The sequence below is a fragment of the Cohaesibacter sp. CAU 1516 genome (genome assembly GCF_005771485.1).
Taxonomy (GTDB): domain Bacteria; phylum Pseudomonadota; class Alphaproteobacteria; order Rhizobiales; family Cohaesibacteraceae; genus Cohaesibacter; species Cohaesibacter intestini.
Map to the genome: position 1 here is coordinate 120,997 of NZ_VANT01000006.1, position 25,887 is coordinate 146,883.

The following is a 25,887-nucleotide window of genomic DNA, read 5'->3' on the forward strand; positions in this document are numbered from 1 at the left end:
AATTTATAACATAAAAAATGTTACATTAGATTTGCGTCAGATCAGGAAATGGCCGGACAGGATCTGTCTTGCCATCCCACCCTTCACTGGTTTCCCGGATCAGGTCGAACATGCGACCCTTGGGACCAAGAACCTCGGACAGCTCGATCACCGTTCCGGGATGACTTTCCTGCTCAAAATAGACGAACCGGCCATCGGCGCCTACTTTGCCGCTCATCTTCACGGTGAAACCCGCATCCAGCATACCCTGAAGATCTTCATCGAAATTCTGCGTCCAGTAGGCAACATGCTGAAGCCCGCGCAGTTGCCGTTCCTTGAAGTCACGATACATCGACGGTGCATCGTTACGCGTCTGGATCAGTTCCACCTGAATATAGCCATCATTGGCCAAGGCGACGGAATTGTGGACCTCGTGATGCTCACCGTCGAACTGATAGTCCTCAATCGGCACGCGAGGATTATAGAACCACGGCCCGACACCCATGACACTTGACCAATATTCCATTTCGGCCTCGATATCGTCGACGACGAATCCGAGCTGACGAATTGGTCCAATATGCTTAGTCATGCGACCCTCCTTACTTAATCATTACACTTGGGAGCCAGTTAGACAGCTCTGGGATTGCGGATACCAAAATCAACGACATCAACAGCGGCAGGAAGAATGGCATCACACCTCGGATGACATTGGCGACCGGCATTTTGGTGATGATCGCCACCATATAAAGGCTCATGCCCACCGGTGGTGTCAGCAGACCGATCATCAGATTGAGAACGAAAACGATACCCAGTTGCAGCGGGTCGACACCGGCCGAAACCAGAGCAGGCGCAATGATTGGCGCAATGATCAAAATGGCAGCGATGGACTCAAGGATCATGCCAACGACCAGCAGAAGAATATTGACCAGCAACAACAACAGGAACGGATTGTCCGTGATGCCCAGCAGCAGAGCAGAAGCCTTCATGGGAACCTGATCAAGGGTAAGAACCCAGGCGAACAAGGCTGCGGCCGCAACAATCATTAGAATATTGGCCGTGGCCTCCACCGTTTCACGCAGACAGTCGAGCATCTTTTTCCACGTCAGGGTGCGATAGATGAAAATGCCGATCACAACCGCATAGGCGACCGTGATCCCGGCCACTTCTGTGGGACCGAAATAGCCACTGAGCAGTCCGCCAACCAGCAACACGGGCGCAAGCAAGGCCGGGAAGGAAAAGACGAACTTCGACGCAACCGCTTTTTTGGTTGGTTTGACCGTGTCGCGCGGCAAATTATAAATCCGCGCCATGATGCCGATCTGGACCATCAGCAGCGCCGTTAGCAGCAAGGCTGGCACGATGCCCGCAAGCAGCAGCTTGACCGCCGAAACGTTGGCAACGCTGGCATAGATGATGATCGGGATTGAAGGCGGAAAGATCGGGCCGATCGTCGCTGCGGCAATCGTCAATCCAGCCGCAAAGTCCTCACGGTAGCCCTGCGCCTTCATCTGGCCAATCTGGATGGCACCAATCGCGCCGATATCAGCCAGAGCCGCACCGGAAATGCCGGAAAAGACGAGGGAAACAAGCACTCCAACCTGAGCAATCGCCCCGCGGATCCGGCCAAGGATCATGCGAACGAGATCAAACAGATGGGCCGTCACCCCCATGCTGTTCAGCAGGTTCGCCGCCAGAATGAACAAGGGGACAGCCAGCAGAGGAGAGCTGTCAAGCGAATTGACGGCGCGTTGCGCCAGAACGCTGATCGGAAGGTTATTGAGATACACCATCAAGGCGGCTGACAAACCAAGCGCCGCCGCAACCGGGGCGCCAACGATCAGCAAGCCAAGAAAGAGGAGAAGAAGCGTAAGGCTCATAATTCAGTCTCTTCTGGTGGCATGGGCGCCGTGCCCGACAGGGTTTCAACAATCAGCAGAATGACAGTCAGGGCCAACATGATCGTGCCGACAAGAGCAAGGCTGTAAAACCACCAGTTGGGCATCCCCATCGCCGGGGTCAGAAACTTGCCCGCACGAGGCAGATAGGCCGCGAAGCCCCACAGCATGAAGCCCGCAAAGGCCAGCAATGCCAGCTCGCTCAACAGGTGCAGCAAGCGCTTGACCCGCTCGCCAACCATTTCCTGCAACAGGGTAACCGACACCATCGAACGCCGCAGCGCAAGAAGCGGAACGCAGAGGAAAACCAGAGAGAAGCTGCAAAAACGTGCCAGTTCATCGGCCCAGGGAAGCCCTTTGTCAAAAAAGTTCCTGGCAACGACCTGAATGACAATCAGACTGGCAAGAAGCGCCAAAAGCCCCACACCTGCCCAAAGGCCTGTCTGATTGAGCCGTGTCATGAAGACACGGCCCTTTGTTGTGACATTCGCAAGCATGGCGTTATTTGACCGCTGCGATTTTCTTGTACAGATCGCCATACTTCTCGCCAAAGCGCTCTTGCACAAGCTTCTGAACCGAAGACCGGAAGGCTTCAAGGTCGAGCCCTTCATCAGGACCGATGACAGTCATACCCAGATCACGCAGGGCTTGGGTTTCTTCCTCTTCCTTGTCCTGAATGGCCTTGGTAGCCTTCTGACGAGTTTCTTCAGCGGCCTGCTTCACAGCAGCCTTCTGCTCATCGCTCAGGCTCTGCCAGGCATCTTCGTTCATGACCACGACTTCGGCGTTGGACATGTGGCCCGTCAGCATCAAATGGCTCTGCACATCATACAGCTTGACGGACAGCACAACATTGACCGGGTTTTCCTGTCCCTGCGCAACACCGGTTGCCAGAGCTGTCGGCACTTCAGACCAATCGACAGGAATGGCAACAGCCCCCATGCCTTCAACGGCGGTGGTATAGATCGGGAATGGCACAGCGCGCACCTTCACCCCGGCAAGATCCGCAGGTGACTTCACAGGCAGGTTGGCGGTCAGATTTCTGCGCCCGAAATAGTGCGCATAGATCACCCGAACGTTGGCGGCTTCGATCAGCCCCTTGTTCAACTCCTGCATGACAGGAGAATCCACATCCGTCACTTTCATCAAGTGATCGATGTCCCGATAAAGATAAGGCGTGTCGAGCGCAGCAAAGGGTTCATAGAGCGAGCCGATGCCGCCTGCCGTGTTATGCGAAAATGCAATGGTGCCGATGGAAACCGCTTCAGCCAGTTCCTGCAATTTGCCCAACTGCGAGGCCGGGAAGACCTGAACCGCGATGTCACCGCCAGATGCTTTCTGAAGGGCTTCGGCGAACCAATCAGCCTGCGCCCCAGCGACAGAGGCTGGCTCGTTATTGTGGCCATAGCGCAAGGTCAGCGATTGCGCATCCGCGCCAATCGGAGCCATTGCCATGATCCCGGCAGCGACACCCAAAGTCAGCGCCATCCGCCGTGTCCAACCATTCGGACGTTTCTTCGAATTTCTGTAAGTCATGATCACCTCCCATGATGCCTTTTGAGGTACTTCTTTCCCTCATACCAACTGTAAAGCTTTCAAACAATTGGCTTGACGTTGAGTGTGAGAGTTGGTCAACTTCAAGTCAAACTTCATTTAATGATGGGTTTTGATGTGCCTGAAGGATCAAACAAGAAAAAGTTCGTCGGCATGGCTGAAGTGGCCGAGCGGGCTCAGGTCTCCCTCGCAACCGTCGACAGGGCTCTCAATCGACGCAAAGGCGTTAAGCCCCGGACGCTACAGCGGGTTTTGGATGTCGCCCTTGAGCTTGGTTTCATTACGAAAGACGAGTTCACCTCTCTGTCCGGCACCAGACCGATGAATGTCGCGGTGCTTCTTCCCGCTGGCACAAATCCCTATTTGCGGTTGCTTGGCGAAAAAGTACACGAGCGCGCCGCCAAGCCAAATCAGGACACTGTATCGCTGCGTTGCTTCTTCATCGAGAGCTTTGATGCCAACGCACTGGCCGCCGCATTGCGTCATCACGCCGCATGGGCAGACGGCATCATCTTCATGGCGATCGATCACCCCACAGTGCGGGCAGCGATTGAAGACATCACCTCGAAAGGCACACGAATCGTCACCATCATCTCGGATGTACCGCACCCCGCGCGCAGTGCCTATGTCGGGCTGGAAAACCAGATGGCCGGACGGACTGCCGGTTTGTTGATGGGTCGGTTCTGCCGGACCGAAGTGGGCAGCGTCGCCATGCTGGCGGGCAGCCGAAACTATCGGGCCCATTCCGAGCGTGTCGCCGGGTTTCATGCCCTGATGGAAGAGATGTTCCCGGGCCTGACGGTAATCGGCATGCGAGAAGGCCACGACAATGCCGCGGAAAACTATCACCACTCGGTTTCCATGATCGACAACACGCCAGATTTGGTTGGGATTTACAATGTCGGAGGATCGTCCGACGGCATTGCCCGCGCCATTGCCGAGAAGCAAAGAGACGATCTCGTCTTCATTGGGCATGGCCTGACCAAAGACACCCGCCGGATGCTGGTTGACGGAACAATGGATGCGGTGATTGATTCCGATCCCGTCTCCATATTTGAAACCGCCTTGCAACTTGTCACCGACACTAAAGACAGCCAGACGCGTCACGCCGTGAAGATGGATATTTTTCTGAGGGAAAATCTGATGCCGATGAACTGTCCCTAGACCTGCGAGCGATGGCAGGGGCAGGTTTTGCACCCCCATCGCGCAACTGACAGATGCATTGCGCAGTTTTTGCATGAAAAATTCAGCACTAAATCTTAATCATCTCGTTAGACTGGCTTAATTTGCAGATAAACTGAAGTGGAGCATACGCTCACCAAGCACGCCTCTCGGCACGCCAATTAGAAGACTGTTTTTTCTTGTCCCAACAATTTATATATATATTTCAATCAACTAAAAACAGATCCATTTGATGGCCAGTCACTTTCACGCCTATCTGGAAATCTTTCCTAGCTGCAATTCTAACAATTTAGATGAATTCATTTCATGATTTTGAGAAATGAATTTGTTTGAAATTCTCTGCCATCAATCTCACAATCATGACAACAAATGATGGTTTCTCCATCTGCGAACCCGCACCGATCGCCTTGGAAAGCGATATGAAACAGTGCGGCATCGACTGGACCGCAGATGCAGACCCTTCACATCATTTCAGGGAGATCTGGGAGGATTGACCATGTGCCCGGCTGAATGGCTGGCGTGCAAACGGTATAACTTTGTCTGCATTCCTCTTTGCTTCTCTCAATGAACGCACCGACGCGTAGATCATCCTCTGATGGTTCCATCTTGAGGGCTTTTCTCGCTCACCGGCGCCCAAGACTGTGCGTAGCAAAGGACTCAGACATGTTCAAACATGCGGTGATTACCCCCTTCCTCGGGCAAACCAAAGACCGGTTTGCCGACTATAATTCTCCGCTCACCCTTGAAGAGAAATTCAAGCTGTTGCGGCAAATTGACGGGATGACCGGCGCTGAGCTCATCTATCCTTATGAAGTGAACTTTGAAACCATCGACGAGGTTTCCGCGCTGCTGAAAAAATATGACGTCAAGCTCGCTGCAATCAACGTCAATGTGAAAGCGGAAGAAGAGTTCAAATCGGGCGGCCTCACCTCCCCCGATGCCGCCATTCGGGCTCGCGCCGTGCAGTTCATCAAGGAAGCAAAGGATTTTGCCGAAGCACTGGGCGCTGACAAGGTCACCTGTTGCCCCTTGAGCGATGGCTATGAGTTTCATTTTCAGGCCGACTATGGAGAGATCTGGAACCACCTGCTCGACACCTTTGCCGAAGCAGGCAGCTACAAGCCGCACATTCCGCTTTTCATTGAATACAAGCCCAATGAAGTGCGCGGACGCTGCTATCTCGAAAATGCTGCCAAGACCATTGTTCTGATCAAGCGGATGGGTGTCCAATCGATCGGCGTGACGATGGATTATGGCCATTCGCTTTATGGCGACAATAACCCGGCCGAAGAACTGGCCCTGCTCCATGCGGAGAGCATCCCGACCTACGTGCATATCAACGACAATGATGGCAAATGGGACTGGGACTTCTTCTGCGGCAGTCGCAACCTGATGAGCTACATCGAGTTCGTCTATTATCTCAAGAAATACAAATATCAGGACTGGCTGACCTCGGACGCGTCCCCGACCCGCGTCGACATCGCCAAGATGTTCGCAGCCAATGTCCGCATCACCAACAAGATCTCCGCTCGCATTGATGCCATCGGCATGTCCACCTTCGAAGAGCTTTTGAAGAAGAAGGAATATATGGACGTCTGGGCCGAGCTGGAAAGTGGTTTCCTCAAACTTTGAACCCTTCACTTTGCGCCATGTAAAGGCGGGAAGGAAACAGAGAAGTCTAAAGTCAATCCAACACTGTCAACCAGGGAGGATACAGTGAAATCTAAGACCCTATTTACCGGACTAGTCATCGCAGCCGCGACGTGGGCAGCAGGCTCTGCGCTTGCCGCAGAGAATTTCCCAAGCCGCAACATCACCGATGTGGTAACTTGGTCGGCAGGCGGGGGCACCGATGTGACCAACCGCGTCATCACTGCCGCCATGTCGAAATATATCGGCACCAACATCAACGTCGTCAACAAAACCGGCGGGGTGTCCGGGTCTGTCGGCCTCTTGGAAGGCTTTGCAGCCAAACCCGATGGCTACACCCTGATCGGTCTTTCCGAATCCAATACGACGGCCGCAGTCATGGGCGGCTGGGACAAGCGCGTCGACGTGTTCGATTTCTTCATCGCGACAAGCTCCCCCGACATTGTCTCCGTTGGCAAAAACACCCCTTGGAAGAGCCTTGATGAACTCGTTGCCTTCATCAAGGAAAATCCGGGCAAGGTCCGCGTCGGTGCCGGTGGCGCAGGCTCCCTGCACCACATCAACGTGCTGGCCTTTGAAAAAGGCATCGAAGGGGAAATGAACTTCATCCCTTATCCTGGATCCTCTGCCAGTCAGAATGCGGCCCTGAGCGGTGAAATCGATGTGGTCATCACCACCGTTGCCGAGCAGAACCAGCTGATCCAGTCCGGAGACTTCCGCCCTCTGGGGACCCTCACGGAAAAACCCTACGCGCTGGGTGACATGGTCATTCCGTCCGCTCTGGAAGCCTATCCGTCCCTGAAGAAGCATCTGCCAATCTCTCAGGCCATCGGCTTTGCCGTGCGCAAGGAAGTGCCAACAGACGTGAAGAAAACCATTGCCAAGGCCTTCATTTCGGCCATTGGCAGCGATGAAGTCAAAAAATTTGCAGCTGAAAACCACTATGAACTGGTTGGTGCCTTTGGCGCTGAAGCCAACAAGAAAATGACACGCCTTGAATCCCTTTTCTCCTGGACCCTCTGGGAACTCGGAGCAGCAAAAGTGGATCCCGCTACCTTGGGCATTCCAAAACCGGAATAGTCCCCCCCAAGAAGGGCAGAGGTGCGCCGAGCGCCTCTGTCCACTTTCAAGCCAGACCTTTTTCCCTCACAGGAAGAAGCACAGAGCAACCTTAAGACCCGCACCCTTCTCTGGCACACATGCCTCACACAGCCAGCCATGCTATTGGCATTGGGAACGATGTGTGCAGCCGCAGACCATCAAGCGGCAAGGACCAGATGAAATACTGGCGGGGAGATGATCATGTCCAATCCAAGCGAGACTTCGCCTCAGCTCGATCCGAGCGAGCAGGAGAAACTGGAAGCAGAGCGGTTGATCGGTTGGGACTTCGTGTTTTCAATCGTCGTTCTCATTTTTTCCATCTTTGTCATTGCCAATTCGCTGACCATGCCCTTTTCGGGCAATGTCGGCGGGGTGACCACTGTCTGGTATGAATCACCGGGCCTGTTGCCGCTCTTCATTGGCTGTTGCCTTTTTCTGGCGGGGATCACGGTTTTCCTCAAAAGTGCCAGAGAAGGGGGCCGCAAGCTGTTCCAGCAGCATTTTGCCGATGTCAATCCGACCGGCTTCCTTCTGTCAGGCGGCGGTATCCTGAGCTACATTTTCGTCTTTATCACCTGGTTCGACTTCTTTCTGGGCTCCTTTGTTTTCCTGCTCTTCTATATCAGCCTCTATTATCTGGAAGACGACAAGCTTTCGCGCAAACTGATTGCCGTCTATTACGGCATCATCCTGCTTTGCCTGACTGTCTTTTTCAGTGGCCTCGATAAGGTGATTAACGCGCAGTATGACTATGCGACGGACTTCATACTGGTCGCCGCCGCCTTGCTGCTCATCCTGATGCTCGCCCACTATGCACACCAGAGCAAAGGGGCCGCGAGCCGCAAGGTGCGCACCGTCATTCTGGTGGCGCTGCTGTTTCCCTCAATTCTGGTGCCTGCCTTCCGCTATTTCCTGCTGGTGCCGATGCCAAAGGAAGGGCTGGTCGTCGAACAGGTCTTCAACCACACCTATTACACCTATCTCGCGCCGGTCAAAGAAGTCGAGGATGGCAATCTCTCCGCTGATCAACTTGATGCGCTAGAGAATGCATTCTGAGGAGGTTCTGATGGATATTCTACCGATTTTCGGCGCGACTCTGTTGGATATATTCCTGTCGCCAACCTTGCTGCTCATTCTGATCGGCAGCACCTTTCTGGGCATTGTCTTTGGCGCCATGCCGGGCCTGACGGCCACTTTGGGCGTCGCACTGCTGACGACCCTGACCTATGGCCTTGACCATGAGACCGCGCTCGTGGCGCTGCTCGCCATTTATGTCGGCGGAGTCTATGGCGGCATGTATACCGCGATCCTGATCAACATTCCCGGCACCGCCGCCTCCGCAGCAACTGCAATGGATGGCTATCCGATGGCCCGGCAAGGGCAAGCGGGGCGCGCCTTTGGCCTTGCCACGACTTCATCCCTGATCGGCTCTCTGACAGGAATGGTCTTTGTGGCCCTGCTCTCCCCGATGATCGCACAGGTCGCCCTGCAATTCACCTCATACGAGTATTTCCTGCTGGCCCTGTTCGGCATTCTGATTTCAGGCAGCCTGACCTCCCCGGATCTGGCCATCAAGGGCTGGATCGCCGGCCTGTTCGGCATCTGGCTGTCAACCATTGGTCAGGATCACATCCAGATGTATCCGCGCTTTACCTTTGGCATGCATGATCTGGACAATGGCATTGACGTGGTGCCGGTGCTGATCGGGGCCTTCGGCATTCCGCAAATCATGATGGTTCTGGAATCCAAGCTCAAACTGGGCAACATGAGCGGCACGAAGCTGGGTCGCCTGTTGCCAGATTTCAGCACAATGCTCAAGAATGGCCGCAACATCATCACCTCCGCCCTGACCGGGGTCGGCATTGGTGCGGTGCCCGGCATCGGCGAGGATATTGCTGCATGGGTGGCCTATGGTTTTTCCCGCAAAAGCAGCAAGGAACCTGAAAAGTTCGGCAAAGGCGCACCGGAAGGCGTGATTTCCACCTCGGTTGCCAATCAGGCCTGCGTCGGTGGGGCGATGATCCCGCTGTTGAGCCTCGGCATCCCCGGCTCTCCGCCAGCGGTCATGCTGCTGGGCGCCCTGATGCTGCACAATGTGGCCCCCGGCCCCATGCTGCTCAAGCAGAATCCCGATTTTGTGCCACAGGTCACCGCCATCCTGTTTGCGGCAGGCATTGCGATGTTCATCTGCGGCATGATCCTGTCCAAACAGGTCATTCACATCCTGCGCGTGCCGCAATCCCTGTTCATGCCACTGATTGCTGTGCTTTGTGTGATCGGCTCCTTCGCACTCGGTCTGCATGTCTTCAACCTGTATCTGATGGGCATCATCGGCATCATCTCCTACTTCTTCATCAAGCTTCAGCTTCCCATCGCACCTTTGGTGATTGGGGTCATTCTTGGCCCAATGGCCGACACGGCCCTCAGAACCGGACTGAAGACGACGGATGGCAGCCTCTGGCCACTGGTTCAGCGCCCCATCTCGCTCATTCTGGTGCTGATCATTCTCAGCATCGTTTGCAGTCAGATCCCGTTCGTCAACAAGGCAATCCGGTCTCTGTTCGGAGCATTGAAGTCGATCTTGTCGCGCAAGGGAGCAGCCTGACCTTCAAAGGAACAAGCCGCACCCCAAGGAAGAGCGTGTGAAGGCGCTCTTCCTATCCAAACCTTGAAAAGCCGTCAGCGCACCGTCCTTTCGGAACGGCACAGGCTCCATGCGGCCTGCGTTAGGCGGAACAAAGACAGATGCAATCCTCAAACCATGCCTGAGATGGTTTGACAGCTGCTGCAAAAAGCAGGCTTAGAAACAGGAGATACCAGTGAAACTTGGACTTGGTAGCTACGCCTTCCGCTGGTCAATCGGGATCAAGGACCGCGTTCCCGCACACCCCATGACAGCCTTTGATGTTCTGCAAGCTGCGAGTGAGTACGGACTGGGCGTTGTCCAATATGCCGACAACATGCCTCTGGACCGCCTCAGCGAGGCAGAGCACCATCGCCTCTATGAGCAAGCCCAGCAAAAAGGCATTGCGCTTGAACTTGGAACCCAGAGTTTCCATGCGGAGGAAATCGAACGCTATCTGGCGATTGGCCAACGCCTCCATGCCCGCATCATGCGTGTCGCTCTGGATGCCGATGACGCGAAGATGCCGGTGTCTGATCTTGTGGACCAGATGCGCCCCTTGCTGGATACCGCACGCAAGGCCGGGATCCGCATTGCGATTGAAAATCACTTCAACTTTCCCTCGCCAAGGATGGTTGAGGTTCTGGAGGTGGCCAATGACGACACCCTCGGGGTTTGCCTCGACGTCGCCAATTCCATCTGTGCGGGCGAATGGCCAGAGGAAACCGTCCAGCTGCTGGCCCCCTATACCATCAATTTTCACCTCAAGGATTATGTCATCATCCCGGATGAGCACGGCGTGGGCTTCACCATTCAAGGGGTGCCGCTTGGACAGGGGCGAGCGCCCATTGCATGGATTCTCGACCAATTGTCCCATTGCGATCCCGACATGAGCGTGCTGCTCGAACACTGGCTGCCCTATGACATGGCAGCCAGCGAACGGCAGTGGCTCGACCAGACGGTGGCGGAAGCCAAGAAGGTTTTAGGAGGACGATGACATGAGCGATATCAGGACAAAGAAACTCATCAATGAGCCTGAAGGCATTATCGCCGAAGCCATTGAAGGCATGATACTGGCCTATCCCGACAGGCTGCGTGTGGAAGGTGCGACCGGACGTGCTGTGGTCGCCATCAACGGTCCGCGCGATGACAAGGTTGGCATCGTTGTCGGTGGTGGCTCAGGCCATGAGCCGATGTTTGCAGGCTATGTGGGACGCGGTCTGGCCGATGCGGCGGCGGTGGGCAATGTCTTTGCCTCCCCAAGCCCGGACCATATCATGGATGCAGCCAGAGCCGTGGATGGGGGAGCGGGTGTCTTGTTCCTTTATGGCAACTATACCGGCGATGTTCTCAACTTTGACATGGCCGTTGAGGAATGCGAGGCCAGCGGCATCCCTGCACGCTCCATCGCGATCCATGATGACGTTGCCAGCGCCCCCGCTGACCGGATGCAAGAGCGGCGCGGCGTGGCAGGCAACTTTTTTGTCTTCAAGGTGGCAGGTGCCGCCGCTGAACAAGGCAGCAACCTTGAGGCATGCGAGGCCATCGGACGGCATGCCCTCGCCAACACCCGCTCGATGGGCGTGGCGTTGACCGCCTGCTCCTTGCCCCAGACTGGCAAGCCCAATTTCGACATCGGCCATGATGAAATGGAAATCGGCATGGGGGTCCATGGCGAGCCGGGCATGCGGCGCGGCAAACTCAAAAAGGCCGATGAGGTCACCGACGAATTGCTCGACACCATCCTTGCCGAGATGCAACTCGAACGCGGCGATAGCGTTTCGGTTCTGGTCAATGGACTGGGCGCAACGGGTCAGTTGGAGCTCTTCATCCTTCATCGCCGGGTTGCCAAGCGTCTTGAAGAGCTGGGTATTTCGATCTATCGCAGCTGGGTCGGAGAATATGCCACCTCGCTCGAAATGGCTGGTGCATCGATCTCTTTGATGAAGATGGATGACGAGTTGAAAAGCCTGCTTTCCGCTCCGTGTCAGGCCCCTTGCCTGACCGTTGCCGGTGCCTTGGCCCCACAAGGCAAACACACCCCTAGAGCGTCTGAAGCCGTAGCCGGGTTCACAGCGATTGATCGGTCCAAGCTGATCACCAAGGGCCCGGTCACCCCGGTTATTTTCCGCGATGCCATGCTGTCCGTAGCGGCTGCCATAGCTGAAAATCGCGACTGGCTGTCAAAGCTCGACGGGGTGATTGGCGACGGAGACCATGGCGTTACCATGGATATCGGCTGGACTGCCGTCAAGCAGGCCCTTGCGGACAGTGGCGACGAGACGATCACCGACATTTCCAACCGGATGGCACGGGCGTTTCTGAACGCGGTGGGCGCATCCACCGGGCCTCTTTATGCCAGTGCCTTCAAAGCGGCTGCGGTGAAGGTCGAGGATCGATTGAATCTGGATGCCACCGGCATGGTGGCCTGGATCGAAGGCATCAGCACGGGCATTCTGTCGCGCGGTGGGGCGGCTGCCGGTGACAAGACGATGATCGACGCTTGGATCCCGGCGGTTGCGCAGGCGCAAACAGCGCTGCGCAATGGCGGCGATCTAATGGCATGTCTGGAAGCCGCCTGCAAAGGGGCAAAGGAAGGACGCGATTACACAGCCGGGATTGAAAGCAAACGCGGACGCTCCAAGAAGCTGGGCGCAAGATCCATTGGTCATATGGATCCCGGCGCGGCATCCGCCCACCTGATGCTGGTCGCCCTGACACAATCAATCCGTCAGGCGACGTGATGCCTGTCCCCGCAATCAGCTCCCTGACGCCCCCATCAGGGAGCTGATACGACCCTTTGGGCAATACTTGCCCGTGGCTTCTGCAAAGAGCTTATCATGAAGATCGCATATGACGGTTTCGGCCATTTCTACAATCAGCCGGTGCGCAAGATAAGGCTAGAAAACGACCATGGCATGTCGGTGGAGATCCTCGAGCTTGGCGGTATCATCACCTCCCTTCTGGTGCCCGATAACAAGGGGGACATTGCCGACATTGTGCTCGGCTTTGATGATTTGCCATCCTATGTGCGAGACCAGCATTATTTTGGCGCCCTGATCGGGCGGGTGGCCAATCGCATCGAAGGAGCACAGTTCCACCTGAATGGCGAGACAGTCCGGGTTGATGCCAATGCCCATGAGGCGAGACACTGTGTGCATGGTGGCCGATTTGGCTATCATCGCCGGGTCTGGCGCCTTCTATCATCGCAAGAAATGACCGATAGCGTCGCCATCACCCTGGGGCTGTTGGATGGCGACGGGGAAGAAGGATTTCCCCATTCGGTTGACGTGACAGCGCACTATCAACTGGACAATGACAATTGCCTGTCGCTGACCTTTGAGGCAGCAGCCGACGGCCTCACGCCAATCAACCTGACCGCCCACAGCTATTTCAATCTTCTGGGCCATGACACAGGGTCGATTGCAGATCACCGGCTGGATATCTTTGCCGATCATGGTCTGGAGCAAGGCGCAGATCGCGTGCCCACCGGTCGCCGGCTTCCCCTCTCGGACATGGGGCTCGCCCTTGATGGCCGACATTCGCTGCGCGAAATGGTGGACCACGGTCTGGCTTTCAATCACTCCTACATTCCGGATCGCTCGCTGACATCGCAACCGACTGCCACCCGGCGCATGGCACGGCTCGAAGCCGGTGGCCGGGCGCTCGAAATATGGTCAAACGAGCTGACCCTACATTTCTACAATGGGCACAATCTGGATGGGGTCAGGGGCAAGGGCGGGGCGATCTATCCTCCCTTTTCCGGCCTGTGTCTGGAGCCCAAAGGCTATGTCAATGCCATCAACCAGCCCGCCTTTCCCGCTCGACTGATCGATCGGAACACGCGCTACCAGCATCGCATCGAATATCAGTTTTCTCCCGGCAACCGAACTTAGGATCGGGATAGGGCAAGCGCCAGCCCATTCGATCATCCATTTTGCACCCAAATCGTAAGACATAGCCAGACATCACGTCTATAGTGAGGGCGCACTCGACCAGACAAGATCCCGCGGGACGATAAAAGACCATGCGCAAGCTTCCGTCTCTCAAAGCACTTCAGGCCTTTGATGCTGCCGCCCGGCTTGGCTCCTTTTCGGCTGCGGCCGAGGAAATGAGCGTATCGCCGTCGGCCGTCAGTCATCAGATCCGGGCCTTGGAAGTGGAACTTGGCGTGATGTTGTTTGAGCGCATCAATCGCACGATTGTCCTCACCGATCTTGGCAAGGCATTTGCGGACAGGGTCGGGCGGGGCTTCAGCGAACTTGAGGCTGCCTCGGTCGCCATCGGGCGCACCACACGATTTGACATTCTGACCATTCATTGCGCCCCCAGTCTGGCAAAGCAGTGGCTGATGCCAAGACTCAAACAATTCTGCAATGCCAATCCGGATCTGGATGTGCGACTGAATGCAACGCCCAACCCGATTAATTTGCTGTCCATCGAAGCTGATTTTGACATTCGTTTTGGGCACTTTCCCTCGCAACCGGGCGTGCGACGCATCGCTTTCCCGCCAGAAACCATGCTGGTCCTTTGCGCACCAGAACTGTTGAACGGCGATGTTCCGATCCGGGCACCAATCGATATGGCCCGACAGTCCCTGATCCATTCGGAACTCAATCTGTTCAGCTGGAACGACTGGTTCAAGGCAGAAGGCTTGTCCGATCTGTTTGATGAAAAGGGTTTGCGATTTGATTCCTCCTTCATGGCCATCGATGCGGCCGTCGACGGACAGGGCGCAATCCTTGAAAGCCACCTTCACGTGCAGAATGAACTGAAAAGCAAGCGACTTGTCGCGCCCTTCGGGCTCGCTGGCTATACGGTTCAAGGTCATAGTTTGAATTTCGTCCAGTCCAGAACCCGGTTGCCCAAGGTCGAAGCCTTCAAAAGCTGGATACTAGCAGAACTGGGCATTGACGATGGGAGTGAGGCATCATGATGCATCTCAGTTCGCGCCTGCCGCTCAAGGCCATTGTCTATTTCGAAGCCGTGGCGCGTCTTAGAACCCTGACGCGGGCGTCCGAAGAATTATCGGTTTCCTCCTCCGCAATCAGCCAGCAGATCAAGTTGCTCGAAAATTCGCTGGGCATTGCCCTGTTTCGCCGGGTGAAGCGCAATCTGGTTCTGACCGAAGACGGAGAACGCCTGTTCAAGGCCACCTCCGAAGCCCTATCCATCATTCGCAGAACCGAACGCCAGATCTCGCGGCGCATGCAGCAACGCCCGTTGATGGTGCGTGTGGCACCATCATTCGGAACCTTGTGGCTGACCAAGCGGCTGCCTGATTTCATTCGCGCCAATCCAGACATCGACATTCGCGTTGATGCCACATCCGAGTTGACCGATTTCGACAAGGAACAGGTCGATATCGAAATCCGCTATGGGCGTGAAACCATAGACCGACAATCCTCGCAATTGCTTGTTGAAGACACCGTGCTGCCTTTGTGCAATCAGGAAATCTATAGCCATTTCGCCTATCGGGACCCTGTCGAGGTGTTGCAATCCATTAGCCTAATCCAGTCGGTCAAATCGGACGTGTCTTGGGAACGCTGGATGGTCGAAAATGGTCTCAATGTCGACAATGCGGCACGGATACAGCAATTTGACCGCTCGGCGATGGCTATTTTCATGGCTCAGGAAGGGCTTGGCGTGACGTTGGAAAGCACCACATTGACCCATGATGCGATTGTCGATGGAAGCCTGCGGCCGCTCTTTCCGATGCTCAAACCAGTCCGCAATGCCTCCTATTGGATGATCTGTCCGAGCCATCATCTGTCTCGGCGCCCTGTCCATGAGTTCCGCGCCTGGCTGCTGGAGGAAGTCGCCCGTGACAAGGCGGCTCTCACCGAGTTGCAAGACCAGATGTTCCGCATTCATACGCTGGAATGACCGCACTGGTGTGAAGGAATGTTAGGGAGCGCCCCACCACCCAAGATGCGGACCAAGACACTCCGACAGCACATCAGAGGCAGCGAGGAATGGCAACATTGTCCAACTTCCGGTATACATTGCCGAACACTGAATCCACCATCGTCGGCACGAATTAACAAGCCATGCCGAAAAGGGCAGGACTCTGGGAGAGATCGGGAACCCGAATGGACAAGCTTTCCGTCATGCACGCCTTTCGCCGCATCGTCGAGCGCGGCAGCTTTGCCCGCGCCGCAGAGGATATTGGTGTCTCGCCCGCTCTTCTCAGTCGTGAAATCAAGTTGCTTGAGGAAAGTCTGGGGACCACGCTCCTCACGCGAACCACCCGTTCCATGTCGCTCACGGATGCCGGTCGTCTCTATTACGACGAGGCAAGCGGCATTCTTGATGCGGTGGCCCAGACCGAGACCCGTATTCGTGAGGGGGCAGGCGCGATACGCGGACATCTCAAGGTCAATGCATCTAGTTCCTTCGGGCAAACGGTCATTGCGCCGATGCTTCCGGCATTTCTTGAAGCCTATCCAGACTTGCGTCTGACCATGTCGATGGATGATCGGGTGGTGGACATGGTCGAGGGAGGGTTCGATGTGTCGATCCGCATCCGTTCCGTCATGCCGGATTCCGCGCTCGTGGCCCGCAAGATCGGCACGATGCATCAGCGAATCTTTGCGGCACCTGCCTATTTGCGAAAGATGGGCACCCCAGCCACCCCCCAAGACATCAGGCAACATCGGATCATCGGCTTCCTGCTGGCCGATCATTTGACCAATTGGGCCCTGCATGGACCATCGGGTCAGGCCAGCGTCGATCTCGACCCGCCTGTGCGTGTGGGCAACAGTTTGGTCTTGCGTGATCTTTTGATCGCGGGCGCAGGGATGGGAACCTTACCGGACTTTGTCTCCAAAGACGCTGAAGCGACGGGCGCACTGGTCCGTGTCCTGCCAGATTGGGAGCTTCCAGCACCGGAGATTTATGCAGTGACGGCTTCAAGGCTGGGCATGGATGCTCGGGTGACGGCATTTCTCGATCATCTCCGGGCCGCGTTGCAATCTTAGCATTCTTCAACAGGCGTAAAGAATGAAGTGACACAGGGTCGGTTTTTCCAACCCGGCTCCTCCCCCATTCTCTCGGGCATGGAAACCCAACCCCCGAGAGGATCCCATGACCAATATTCTTGTTCTTTATTACTCCAGCTATGGCCATGTCCGCACCCTTGCCGAGGCCGAGGCTGAAGGCGCCCGCAATGTGCCGGGCACACAGGTCGATGTGCGCCGTGTCCCCGAAACCGTGCCCGATGCAATCCGTCAACAAGCAGGATTCGTCGAAGACGATACCCCGGTCGCCAGTCCTGCCGACCTTGAACAGTATGATGCCATCATTTTCGGCACACCGACCCAGTTCGGCATGATGGCCGGACAAATGAAAACCTTCCTTGATCAGGCAGGTGGACTTTGGGCCCGCAACGCCTTGGTGGGCAAGGTTGGTGCGGTGTTTGCGTCAACCGGCTCGCAGCATGGTGGCCATGAGGCAACGCTGCTCTCGACGCAAATTCCGCTTCAGCATTTCGGCATGCTGATTGCAGGCATGCCCTACAGTTTTGCTGGGCAAACGACGGCCGACGAGATTATCGGCGGCGCCCCCTATGGGGCAGGCACCATTGCTGGCGGCGACGGATCGCGCGCACCGTCCGCCATCGATTTGGCCGGAGCCCGTTTTCAAGGTGCCCATGTGGCCCGGATCGCCCGAGCCTTGGCCGGAGCCAATCTTGCTGAGGAGGCTGCATGACGTCCTCGCTCACCATTGATTTCTTTCATGATGTTGTCTGCTGCTGGTGCTTCAACATTTCCTCGCGGATGCGCTCGCTTGCCGCCGAGTTCGACCTGACGGTTCAACACAAAACCTTTGTCCTGCAAGCCAGTCGGGCAGAAATGGCACAAAGATGGGGGTCGCCGGAAAAGGCCCGTGAGACGATCCTCGGCCATTGGTCGGTTTGTCGCAATGTCAGCGATCAACCCGACCAAGTTGATATCGAGGCGATGCGGTCAGCACCCTTCGACTATCCGCACGGCATGACCGCAGCGCTTGGCTGCAAGGCTGCCGAACGCCTTGGCGGACAGACGGCCCATTGGGACATGTTTGACCGGCTCCAGCGGGCCCATCTCTCAGAGGCGCGAAACATCGCTGATCCAGACACGGTGATACAGGCAGCTCGCACGCTCGAACTCGATATACCGGCTTTCATCGGCCAGCTTGAAGATCCGTCCACCCTAAAGGCTGTTGAAGCCGACCGGCAACAGGCCCGTCGCCTTCAGGTCCAGTCTGTACCGACCCTGATTGTCCGCGAAACCGGTGCCCGCCTCGTCAATGGGCCGCGCGACGATCTGGCCGCTCAATTGCGCACCGCGCTTCGATCAGTTGCTTGACAGGAGGTTCTATTGTTACTTTCCCTCTTTGGCCGCCGCAAATTTCACCCTCAGGGCCCGCAAAGACTGTCCCGTCGTGGCCTGCCCTTTCACCTGCTCAGATGAGCCACCGACAAGAAGATGAGAGCCATGTCACGAACAACTGACATTTTTCTAACGGCGCTCGCCCCGGCCATCTGGGGCAGCACCTATCTGGTGACCACCGAAATGCTGCCAGACGGCTATCCGATCACCGTCGCAGCTTTGAGGGCACTGCCTGCGGGCTTGATGCTGATTGCCATCACCCGTTCGCTGCCTCCCCGTCACTGGTTGGGGCGAACCTTCCTGTTGGGCAGTTTCAATTTCTCGCTTTTCTGGGTTCTTCTCTTCGTGGCGGCTTATCGCCTGCCCGGCGGAGTGGCGGCAACGCTTGGTGCTCTGCAGGCGATGATCGTCATTTTCATGGCGCGTGGCTGGCTTGGAACCCCCATCCGTTCAAGCGCGGTGGCTGCCGCCGCAACGGGTGTCTTCGGTGTGGCCCTGCTTCTCATTGGCCCTGATGCAAGCCTTGATCCGATTGGGGTCGCGGCAGGGATTGGTGGTGCAGCCTCGATGGCTGCGGGCACGGTCCTCAGTCGCAAATGGCAGCCGCCGGTTTCCGCGCTCAGTTTCACAGCCTGGCAACTGACAGCAGGTGGTTTGATTTTGATGCCGCTTGCCTTGGTGTTTGAACCGGCCCTGCCACCTCTGACCGCCTTGAATCTTGCTGGATTTGTCTGGTTGGGACTGATCGGGGCAGCCTTGACCTATGCGATCTGGTTTCGAGGAGTCGCTCGGATCGAACCCGGCGCGGTCTCGATGCTTGGCATGATGAGTCCGTTGACGGCGGTGCTGCTTGGCTGGGGGCTGCTCGGTCAGTCCCTGAGTCCGATGCAGATTGCAGGTGCCGTGATTATCATCGGCTCTGTCTGGGCGGGCCAACGGGCAAACCGCCCGCCGCCGACAAAAACGGCCCTGCCCCCGGTTTGTGAGCGCCCCGAGACCGCCTGATGTCTATCCCCGAAAGGAAGATTGCGATGTCTCTTCTCACTCCCACTCCGGATATGATCGCCAAGATCAAATTGGCCGGCTTGCTCTATCTGGTGGTGATCCTGACGGGACTGGGCGGAGAGCTTGGTCTGCGTGCCCCCTTGATCGATCTGGCAGATGCCGATGGCACAGCCGCCGCGATCCTCGGGGCACCGGGACAATTCCGGCTGGCCATTGCCGCCGACATCCTTATGGCACTTTGTGATGCCGGATTGGCAGTCCTGTTCTATTTGATCTTTTGCCCCATGGCACCGGCTCTTGCCTTGCTGACTATGATATTGCGATTGATCCAGACCGTGCTGATTGCGGTCAGCGTGATGGCATTGTTGACCGCATGGCTGATTTTAACCAAGGGCGATGACCTGACAAACGCGGCGCCTCTTGCCTTGATATTTCTGGATCTTCATGCCCATGGCTACGATTTGGGGTTGATTTTCTTTGGCGTCAACAGCCTTTTCATGGCAGTGCTTGTTTGGCGATCCGGGCAGTTTGCCAGAATTTTCGCACTGGGCCTCGCCGCCGCCGGTGGTGTCTATCTGGTCGGCAGTGGGCTGCGCTTCTTCGCGCCCGAATGGTCGACGCCCTTCACTCCGGTCTATCTGGTGACAATCCTCGCCGAGACGGCCTTCTGCCTGCGTTTGCTGTTCCAGAAGAAGAGGCCTTAAGCACGCGAGATTGGCTGAAAGATCATTCGATTGTGCCCTGGGCGGGCGGCCCAGGAGTGCGAAGATCAAACCCATTACAAACAGAGGAGGCAGGCCAACGGAGCGTGGCCTACCTCCTCTGATCGGTCACTTGGTGTGCGTTACCAAGGCTGGTTTGCTGGGCCAACGGTGAATTCGTTGATCGTGGTGTCTTCCGGCAGATCCAGAGCGAACGCAACGATGTCCGCAATGCGATCAGCAGAAATTCCATAGGTATCATACATACCCTGATAGGCTTCAGCGGTCGCTTTGTCGGAGATCGTATCAAGCAGCTCGGTGTTGATCGCAGCCGGATAGATGGTTGCAGTGCGGATGTTGGTGCCTTCCATTGCGGATTCCATGCGCACAACTTCCATGAAGGATTTGACGAACCATTTGGTGCCGCAATAAACGCCATTGCTTGGATAGGCTTTGAGGCCAGCAACGGAAGATGTTGCCAGAACATGGCCTGATTTTTGCTCGGTGAAGGTTGGCAGAACAGCGGCAACACCGTTCAGCACACCTTTGATATTCACATCAACCATCTGGTCCCACTCATCGGTCTTGAGAGCCGAGACGTTGGAGGCTGGCATGACACCGGCATTCAGGAAGATCGCATCGACCTTGCCATAAGTGTCCTTGGCAAGCGCCACGATGGCTTCATTCTGGGCCTTATCGGTCACATCCAGAACCTGATAAACCGCGTTACCTCCGGCTTTGGAGATGTCTTCGGCAATCTGCTTGAGCTTGTCTTCACGGCGGGCACCCAGAACGATTTTCGCGCCTTTGCTGGCCAGCAACTTGGCTGACGCTTCGCCGATACCGGACGATGCGCCGGTGATGATGACGACTTTATCCTTGATCATGATCTCTCTCCTCATATTCTCAAACCAGCGAACAGACGATGCTGTGCGTTTGATACAGACATGCGGCAAACAGAAACGACCCGTTTGCGTTGCTTCCAATATAATGGCACATCGACCGCCTGTTTATGGGGCTGTTTCCACAAACACTCATGATCAACACTCATCAATGGCTCGCCGATCTACGATAAATATCCTCCCCCTCGCACATGCAGGGTGATGCGCGAATGGGGCGATTTGCTGCCCCGCAGCGGCTATATATGAATCCTGCACATATGTGCTATCATTTCATAGCAATTATTCCGTGATAACAGCCTGATAGAATGGATTCCTCTTCAGGATCATTCTGTCTGAAGCCCCACCCCAGTCAGGCGCTTTGACAGCGAGCATTGGTCAGCATATGCCGGAAAAACAGGATACCTACCAAAAAGATCTGTCACGCGTACTGCGCGACAACATCACCGATCTTATTGCCTTGATGGCGGTTGCCGAAGAGCGCAGCTTCACCAAGGCGGCTGCCCGGCTGAATGTGTCTCAGTCAGCCCTGAGCCACACAATCAAGGCCTTGGAAGAGCGGCTTGGCCTGCGACTTTTGACCCGAACAACGCGCTCGGTCGCCCCCACCATTGAGGGCGAGGACCTGATCGCAACGCTGGCGCCATGCCTGACCACCATCGAAGACCGCCTGATCGCCCTGACCGACAGTCAGGGGGCGCCCAGCGGCACCGTGCGCATTGCAGCCACAGATTATACGATCGAGACCCTGCTTTGGCCCAAACTGGCCCCTGCCTTGAAAGCCAATCCCGAAGTCAAAGTCGAGTTTGTCATGGACTATGGCTACACCGATCTGGCGTCCGCCCAGTGCGACGCCGGGGTGCGTTATGGGGAACAGGTCAGCGATGGAATGATCTCCATGCGCATCGGACCCGATGAGCGGATGGTCTGCGTCGGATCGCCTGACTATTTTGCGCAATATGGCAGACCCGAGACCCCCACAGATCTCGACCAGCATGAATGCATCAATCTGCGCCTGTCGACCCATGGTGCGCTCTATGCTTGGGAATTCGAGGATGAGGACGGGCGCGAGCTGCGGATCAAGGTCAAGGGACAGGCCTGCTTTGATACGGTGATGCCGATCCATACCGCTTGCCGGGACGGCCATGGTCTGGCCTTGCTGCCGGAATTGCTGGTTCAGGCGGATCTCAAGGCGGGTAGACTGGACATCTGCCTGGGGGACTATTCGCCCTATTTTCCGGGCTTTCACCTTTACTATCCCAGCCGTCTGCGCAGCTCGTCAGCCTTTCAGGTTGTCCTCGATGCCTTGCGGCAACGGGACAAGTAAGGCGGGAAAAAGGAAGATTAATTAGCTCTGATCATGACTGGGATCACATCTTCAGTCATTAAGTTTGCCAACCGCATGCCCACCTTATTGAACGAAGCCCACAGCATCCAAGGCCTCTTACATAAGGATAGTGATTGATGAAAAGTCTCAAGACAATTGCAGCCGCCTCCACCTTCGCCATGATGCCTTTCAGCGCATTTGCAGAAGACGTGACCAAGACCTTCCCCAATGCCGTCGCCAAGGTTGCTCCTGCTTTGCAAGCCTATTCCGCGCAAGCCTTGGCCGGGTCCGTCTGGCAGGATGAAGCCTTGTCCAAGCGTGACCGGGCGCTGGTCACCTTTGCAGCCCTGTTGACCCGCCATGAAGCAGAGGCACTTGCCGATCATGCCGCCTTGGCTCTGGATGTTGGCGTCAAGCCGGCCGAGCTATCCGAGACCATCACCCATTTGGCTTTTTACACCAGCTGGGGCAATGCCATGGCGGCCGCCAAGGCGGTCGCTCCGGTCTTTGAAGCCCGCAACATTGCAGCCGAAGATCTGCCAGCTGCCGAAGTCGATCTTTTGGCACTGAATGAGGAAGCCGAGGCCGCTCGCCAGACCTTTGTGTCCGATACATATGGTTCGGTCAGCGCGGGGGTTGTGCGCGACACAGAACAACTGCTGTTTCTCGACCTCTGGCTACGCCCCGATCTGGCACCGCGCGACCGCAGCCTGATCACCGTCGCCGCCTTGATCGCTGCCGGGCAGCCCGAGCAAATGACGTTCCATCTCAACAGAGCCATGGACAATGGACTGACCAAGAGCGAAGCCGGTGCGGTTCTCTCTCATCTGGCTTTCTATGCGGGCTGGCCGAAAGTGTTCTCAGCCATGCCCGTCGCCAAGAAGGTATTTGAAGCCAGAACGGACTAACCGAGCACCACCTGCCAATCGGCCAAACCGAACTGGACCCTGTCATGACAATGGCCGGGTCCTTGGCCATTTGACCTCTGGCCAGCCACAGAAGCGCCACAACAGGGGCGCAACACAGGAATGGACGCATGAAAATCGCAATTGTCGGATCTGGTCGGATGGGCACAGCCCTTGGAACCATTTGGGCCAAGTGCGGCCATGACATCATCTTTTCTTATGCGCGGAGCGACAAACGGCTCGCGGCCTTGGCCGCTCGACTTGATGCCCGGTGGGCGGATGTGGCCAGCGCAGTTGAACAGGCGGATGCAATCCTGCTTGCTGTGCATTGGTCTCGCATTGAAGACGTGCTGTCGCAGACCGGTGCAATGACAGGCAAGATCGTGCTGAATTGCTGTGTGCCGCTCGATCCATCAGACAGCAGGCTGGTGCTCGGAACGGACAGGTCCGGCGCAGAATATCTTGCCGAACACCGCCCCGAGGCGGCTTGGGTCGGCTGTTTCAACACCGCCCCTTCCGAAAGCTTTGACGCTGTCTTTGCCCGCAGAGACCGGCAGCAACGCCCGCAAAGCCTCTGTTATGGCGATCATCCCGAAGCCAAACGGCAGGCCAAAAAACTCATTGAACAGGTGGGCTTTGACCCGGTCGATCTTGGTGACCTTGCCAATGCTCGCTTTGTTGAACCCTTCGCCATGGTGACGGCAGTTCTGGCCTATGAGCAGACCGGCGGACCGAACCTCACCTATCGATTTGAAAAGCTGCGGGACTGAACCCGCACAGAAAGGAAAGACCATGAAAATCATTCGCGGCGGCAGCGCCCCATCCTTTGCAGGACCAGAAGACTGGTTTACCGGCACGGTGCGTGTGGATCCTCTGTTTCAGGCCGAAGATCCCGGACGCGCGGGCGGAGCCCATGTGACCTTTGAGCCCGGCGCTCGCACCGCCTGGCACACCCATCCGGCAGGCCAGACCCTGATTGTCACCTTTGGCTGCGGTCGCGTACAGCGTGAAGGTGGTCCGATCGAGGAAATCCGTCAGGGCGACATTGTCTGGTTCCCGGCAGGCGAAAAGCACTGGCATGGGGCCTCACCGGAAACCGCCATGAGCCATATCGCAATACAGGAAAGCGTTGAGGGATCAGCGGTAACCTGGATGGAGCACGTCTCTGACAAAGACTATCAAGGCTAAAAACCACGCCAGACCAAACTTGGTTTCACCCAAACAAGGCGGACCGGGAAGCAATGGTTTCGCAATCCGCCTTGCTGCTGATCGACCCATCAGCGCCGAACGAAAGCTATCCGTCCCCATGCAAGCCACGACCCCTCAAAGACCCGAAATCATTTGCCACATGATCAGTTCGCTCGATGGTCGGCTGTTGCCCGACCGGTGGCAAGGCCTGCCTGAAGCGGCCATTGATCTTTATGAAGAAGTGGCTGAAAAATACAAAGCAGACGGCTGGATTGTCGGTCGCAAGACAATGGAAGCCTATCTGCCGACCGGACCCGCTGCCCTTGCGCCGCAGCCCGCAGCCAGCTCCGCCACTTTGACCTCCTATATCGGGCAAAGAGGCAACCGCCCCTTATGCGTGTGCTTTGATCGCACAGGCGTCCTGCGCCCACAAAGCGATGAGGTGGATGGCAGTCACTTGGTGTTGGTTCTGTCTACCGGGGTTAGTCAGGACCACGTCACAGCATTGGCTGCCAAAGGCATAACGGTCTTGTTTGCTGGCGCGGATGGAGATGATATTGCCGCAGCCCTGCAATCCCTCGCATATGCCTTTGGAAAGCAGTGCCTTTTGCTCGAAGGGGGCGGCATACTCAATGGAGCCTTTCTGGCCAAAGGCCTGATTGATGAAACCAGTACCCTGATCGTGCCCTATCTCGATGGTCAATCTGGCATTCCAACCATTTATGATCATCAGAAAGAAACACAAGGCCAGCTGGTTGAACTTGTGGGTGTCGAACGGCTCGATCACGGGGTCGTTTGGCTGCGCCATCATGTGAAGCACAGATGATTCCTGCCATGCGCCTCATGATGATTGGATTTGGGCGCAGGAGCCTTGCCGGTTCGATGATTGACGGCATGGCATAGACACAGGAACTGGTCGGTTATTCCGCTTTTTCATCGACATGCGCAGCGTCTAGAGGCGCGCAACCCAACGCGTGAAGATGCCAAGGCGAGGGCAGAAAGCTGTCCTCGCCTGATTGATTTTGAACCCGGACAGCTCACTCCGCGATTTCTATGCGCACCGGACCTTTATCCAGTTTAGACAATTGGGCCACGGTTCCTGCCTCAAATCGACCAAGCCGCACAAGCCCACGTGAATAGCCGAAATCACGATAGAAAATGGCCACATCGCCCCATGGCGCATAATAGGTGATATCGCCCGGGTCTGGATCAATCCCGTCTGGTGTGTCGGTCGTCGCAAGCTTTTGGGGCGGATAAAAGATCTTTTCAATCCCCGCATAATCTTCCAGCTCCACCTCCAGCGGCAATTGCTTGAGAAAATCTCTGCTGGCCGAATTGTCTTCGATCGTTGCCCTCAAAGTGGTTTCTCCAATGACAAATTGAATCTTCATGTCGTCTGCCGCTCCTTGTCCGCTCCACAAGACCAGTGGAACCAAAATCGTCAGCGCAGAATGGAGCCTTTGTCGGCGCAAAAATCTCATCACAGCGCATCTCCTGTCATCCGGA

General features: G+C 56.2%; 26 protein-coding genes. 20 read left to right on the forward strand and 6 right to left on the reverse strand.

All coding sequences use genetic code 11. From position 1 onward, the window contains the following. Positions 1-25: 25 nt before the first annotated feature. The 4 genes from FDK21_RS15475 to FDK21_RS15490 are packed head-to-tail and all read right to left on the reverse strand — an operon-like array spanning position 26 to position 3,410. Entirely contained in the window at positions 26-568 is a 543-nt protein-coding gene (locus tag FDK21_RS15475) for a VOC family protein (RefSeq protein WP_114010988.1), read from the reverse strand. Positions 569-578: 10 nt separating this feature from the next. Continuing rightward, positions 579-1,856 carry a TRAP transporter large permease gene (locus FDK21_RS15480; protein WP_138149629.1) on the reverse strand — a complete coding sequence of 426 codons (1,278 nt, stop codon included), beginning with the start codon at positions 1,854-1,856 and terminating at the stop codon, positions 579-581. Then, entirely contained in the window at positions 1,853-2,335 is a 483-nt protein-coding gene (locus FDK21_RS15485; protein WP_210238805.1) for a TRAP transporter small permease subunit, read from the reverse strand. Before FDK21_RS15485 ends, FDK21_RS15480 begins: the two co-directional genes overlap by 4 nt. Before the next feature lie 40 nt (positions 2,336-2,375). Further along, entirely contained in the window at positions 2,376-3,410 is a 1,035-nt protein-coding gene (locus tag FDK21_RS15490; RefSeq protein ID WP_198663017.1) for a TRAP transporter substrate-binding protein, read from the reverse strand. Between the two features lie 135 nt (positions 3,411-3,545). Between FDK21_RS15490 and FDK21_RS15495 the strand changes: the two genes are divergently transcribed. From FDK21_RS15495 to FDK21_RS15565, 15 genes are all read left to right on the forward strand, one after another. Then, the gene (locus tag FDK21_RS15495) at positions 3,546-4,592 is read left to right on the forward strand and encodes a LacI family DNA-binding transcriptional regulator (RefSeq protein ID WP_246657595.1); all 1,047 of its coding nucleotides are present in this window, start codon (positions 3,546-3,548) and stop codon (positions 4,590-4,592) included. A 681-nt stretch (positions 4,593-5,273) separates the two neighbouring features. Continuing rightward, positions 5,274-6,242, forward strand: a complete 969-nt coding sequence (locus FDK21_RS15500; protein ID WP_157967756.1) for a sugar phosphate isomerase/epimerase family protein — start codon at positions 5,274-5,276, stop codon at positions 6,240-6,242. Positions 6,243-6,326: 84 nt separating this feature from the next. Continuing rightward, positions 6,327-7,340 carry a tripartite tricarboxylate transporter substrate binding protein gene (locus tag FDK21_RS15505; protein WP_246657596.1) on the forward strand — a complete coding sequence of 338 codons (1,014 nt, stop codon included), beginning with the start codon at positions 6,327-6,329 and terminating at the stop codon, positions 7,338-7,340. A gap of 222 nt (positions 7,341-7,562) precedes the next feature. Then, complete coding sequence (locus FDK21_RS15510; protein WP_138149635.1) at positions 7,563-8,417, forward strand: tripartite tricarboxylate transporter TctB family protein; 855 nt, start codon at positions 7,563-7,565, stop codon at positions 8,415-8,417. 10 nt (positions 8,418-8,427) lie between these two features. Beyond that, positions 8,428-9,966, forward strand: coding sequence for a tripartite tricarboxylate transporter permease (locus FDK21_RS15515; RefSeq protein WP_114011136.1), 1,539 nt, complete (start codon positions 8,428-8,430; stop codon positions 9,964-9,966). 214 nt (positions 9,967-10,180) lie between these two features. Next, positions 10,181-10,981 carry a TIM barrel protein gene (locus FDK21_RS15520; protein ID WP_138149637.1) on the forward strand — a complete coding sequence of 267 codons (801 nt, stop codon included), beginning with the start codon at positions 10,181-10,183 and terminating at the stop codon, positions 10,979-10,981. Position 10,982: 1 nt separating this feature from the next. Then, complete coding sequence (gene dhaL / locus FDK21_RS15525) at positions 10,983-12,728, forward strand: dihydroxyacetone kinase subunit DhaL (protein WP_138149639.1); 1,746 nt, start codon at positions 10,983-10,985, stop codon at positions 12,726-12,728. A gap of 96 nt (positions 12,729-12,824) precedes the next feature. Further along, positions 12,825-13,880 carry an aldose epimerase family protein gene (locus FDK21_RS15530; RefSeq protein WP_138149641.1) on the forward strand — a complete coding sequence of 352 codons (1,056 nt, stop codon included), beginning with the start codon at positions 12,825-12,827 and terminating at the stop codon, positions 13,878-13,880. A gap of 131 nt (positions 13,881-14,011) precedes the next feature. Further along, positions 14,012-14,920, forward strand: coding sequence for a LysR substrate-binding domain-containing protein (locus tag FDK21_RS15535; RefSeq protein WP_138149643.1), 909 nt, complete (start codon positions 14,012-14,014; stop codon positions 14,918-14,920). Then, on the forward strand, positions 14,917-15,870 hold the full coding sequence (locus tag FDK21_RS15540; protein ID WP_138149645.1) for a LysR substrate-binding domain-containing protein: 954 nt from the start codon (positions 14,917-14,919) through the stop codon (positions 15,868-15,870). The genes FDK21_RS15535 and FDK21_RS15540 overlap by 4 nt, the downstream gene beginning before the upstream one ends. A gap of 206 nt (positions 15,871-16,076) precedes the next feature. Continuing rightward, a complete protein-coding gene (locus FDK21_RS15545) occupies positions 16,077-16,964 on the forward strand; it encodes a LysR family transcriptional regulator (protein ID WP_138149647.1) in 888 nt (295 codons plus the stop codon). A 106-nt stretch (positions 16,965-17,070) separates the two neighbouring features. Continuing rightward, the gene (gene wrbA / locus FDK21_RS15550) at positions 17,071-17,694 is read left to right on the forward strand and encodes an NAD(P)H:quinone oxidoreductase (RefSeq protein ID WP_138149649.1); all 624 of its coding nucleotides are present in this window, start codon (positions 17,071-17,073) and stop codon (positions 17,692-17,694) included. Then, positions 17,691-18,332, forward strand: a complete 642-nt coding sequence (locus tag FDK21_RS15555; protein WP_138149651.1) for a DsbA family protein — start codon at positions 17,691-17,693, stop codon at positions 18,330-18,332. Before wrbA ends, FDK21_RS15555 begins: the two co-directional genes overlap by 4 nt. 129 nt (positions 18,333-18,461) lie before the next feature. Next, complete coding sequence (locus FDK21_RS15560; protein ID WP_138149653.1) at positions 18,462-19,361, forward strand: EamA family transporter; 900 nt, start codon at positions 18,462-18,464, stop codon at positions 19,359-19,361. A gap of 26 nt (positions 19,362-19,387) precedes the next feature. Beyond that, a complete protein-coding gene (locus tag FDK21_RS15565) occupies positions 19,388-20,065 on the forward strand; it encodes a DUF4386 domain-containing protein (RefSeq protein ID WP_138149655.1) in 678 nt (225 codons plus the stop codon). Positions 20,066-20,205: 140 nt separating this feature from the next. Here the strand turns inward: FDK21_RS15565 and FDK21_RS15570 are convergent, their stop codons facing one another. Continuing rightward, the gene (locus FDK21_RS15570) at positions 20,206-20,949 is read right to left on the reverse strand and encodes an SDR family oxidoreductase (protein WP_114011003.1); all 744 of its coding nucleotides are present in this window, start codon (positions 20,947-20,949) and stop codon (positions 20,206-20,208) included. A 397-nt stretch (positions 20,950-21,346) separates the two neighbouring features. On the opposite strand from FDK21_RS15570, the gene FDK21_RS15575 reads away from it, so the two are divergent. The 5 genes from FDK21_RS15575 (at position 21,347) to FDK21_RS15595 (ending at position 25,207) form a co-directional block, all read left to right on the forward strand. Continuing rightward, positions 21,347-22,288 (forward strand): LysR family transcriptional regulator, encoded by a 942-nt coding sequence (locus tag FDK21_RS15575; protein ID WP_114011004.1) that lies wholly within the window; start codon positions 21,347-21,349, stop codon positions 22,286-22,288. A 137-nt stretch (positions 22,289-22,425) separates the two neighbouring features. Then, positions 22,426-23,196: a carboxymuconolactone decarboxylase family protein gene (locus FDK21_RS15580; RefSeq protein WP_138149657.1), complete on the forward strand. Its 771-nt coding sequence runs from the start codon at positions 22,426-22,428 to the stop codon at positions 23,194-23,196. 77 nt (positions 23,197-23,273) lie between these two features. Further along, positions 23,274-23,963: an NAD(P)-binding domain-containing protein gene (locus tag FDK21_RS15585; RefSeq protein ID WP_281405411.1), complete on the forward strand. Its 690-nt coding sequence runs from the start codon at positions 23,274-23,276 to the stop codon at positions 23,961-23,963. Between the two features lie 22 nt (positions 23,964-23,985). Then, positions 23,986-24,381, forward strand: coding sequence for a cupin domain-containing protein (locus tag FDK21_RS15590; protein ID WP_138149661.1), 396 nt, complete (start codon positions 23,986-23,988; stop codon positions 24,379-24,381). 118 nt (positions 24,382-24,499) lie between these two features. Continuing rightward, positions 24,500-25,207, forward strand: coding sequence for a dihydrofolate reductase family protein (locus FDK21_RS15595; RefSeq protein ID WP_138149663.1), 708 nt, complete (start codon positions 24,500-24,502; stop codon positions 25,205-25,207). Positions 25,208-25,418: 211 nt separating this feature from the next. On the opposite strand, the gene FDK21_RS15600 is transcribed toward FDK21_RS15595, so the two are convergent. Continuing rightward, positions 25,419-25,772 carry a cyclophilin-like fold protein gene (locus FDK21_RS15600; RefSeq protein WP_138149665.1) on the reverse strand — a complete coding sequence of 118 codons (354 nt, stop codon included), beginning with the start codon at positions 25,770-25,772 and terminating at the stop codon, positions 25,419-25,421. Between the last annotated feature and the right edge of the window lie 115 nt (positions 25,773-25,887).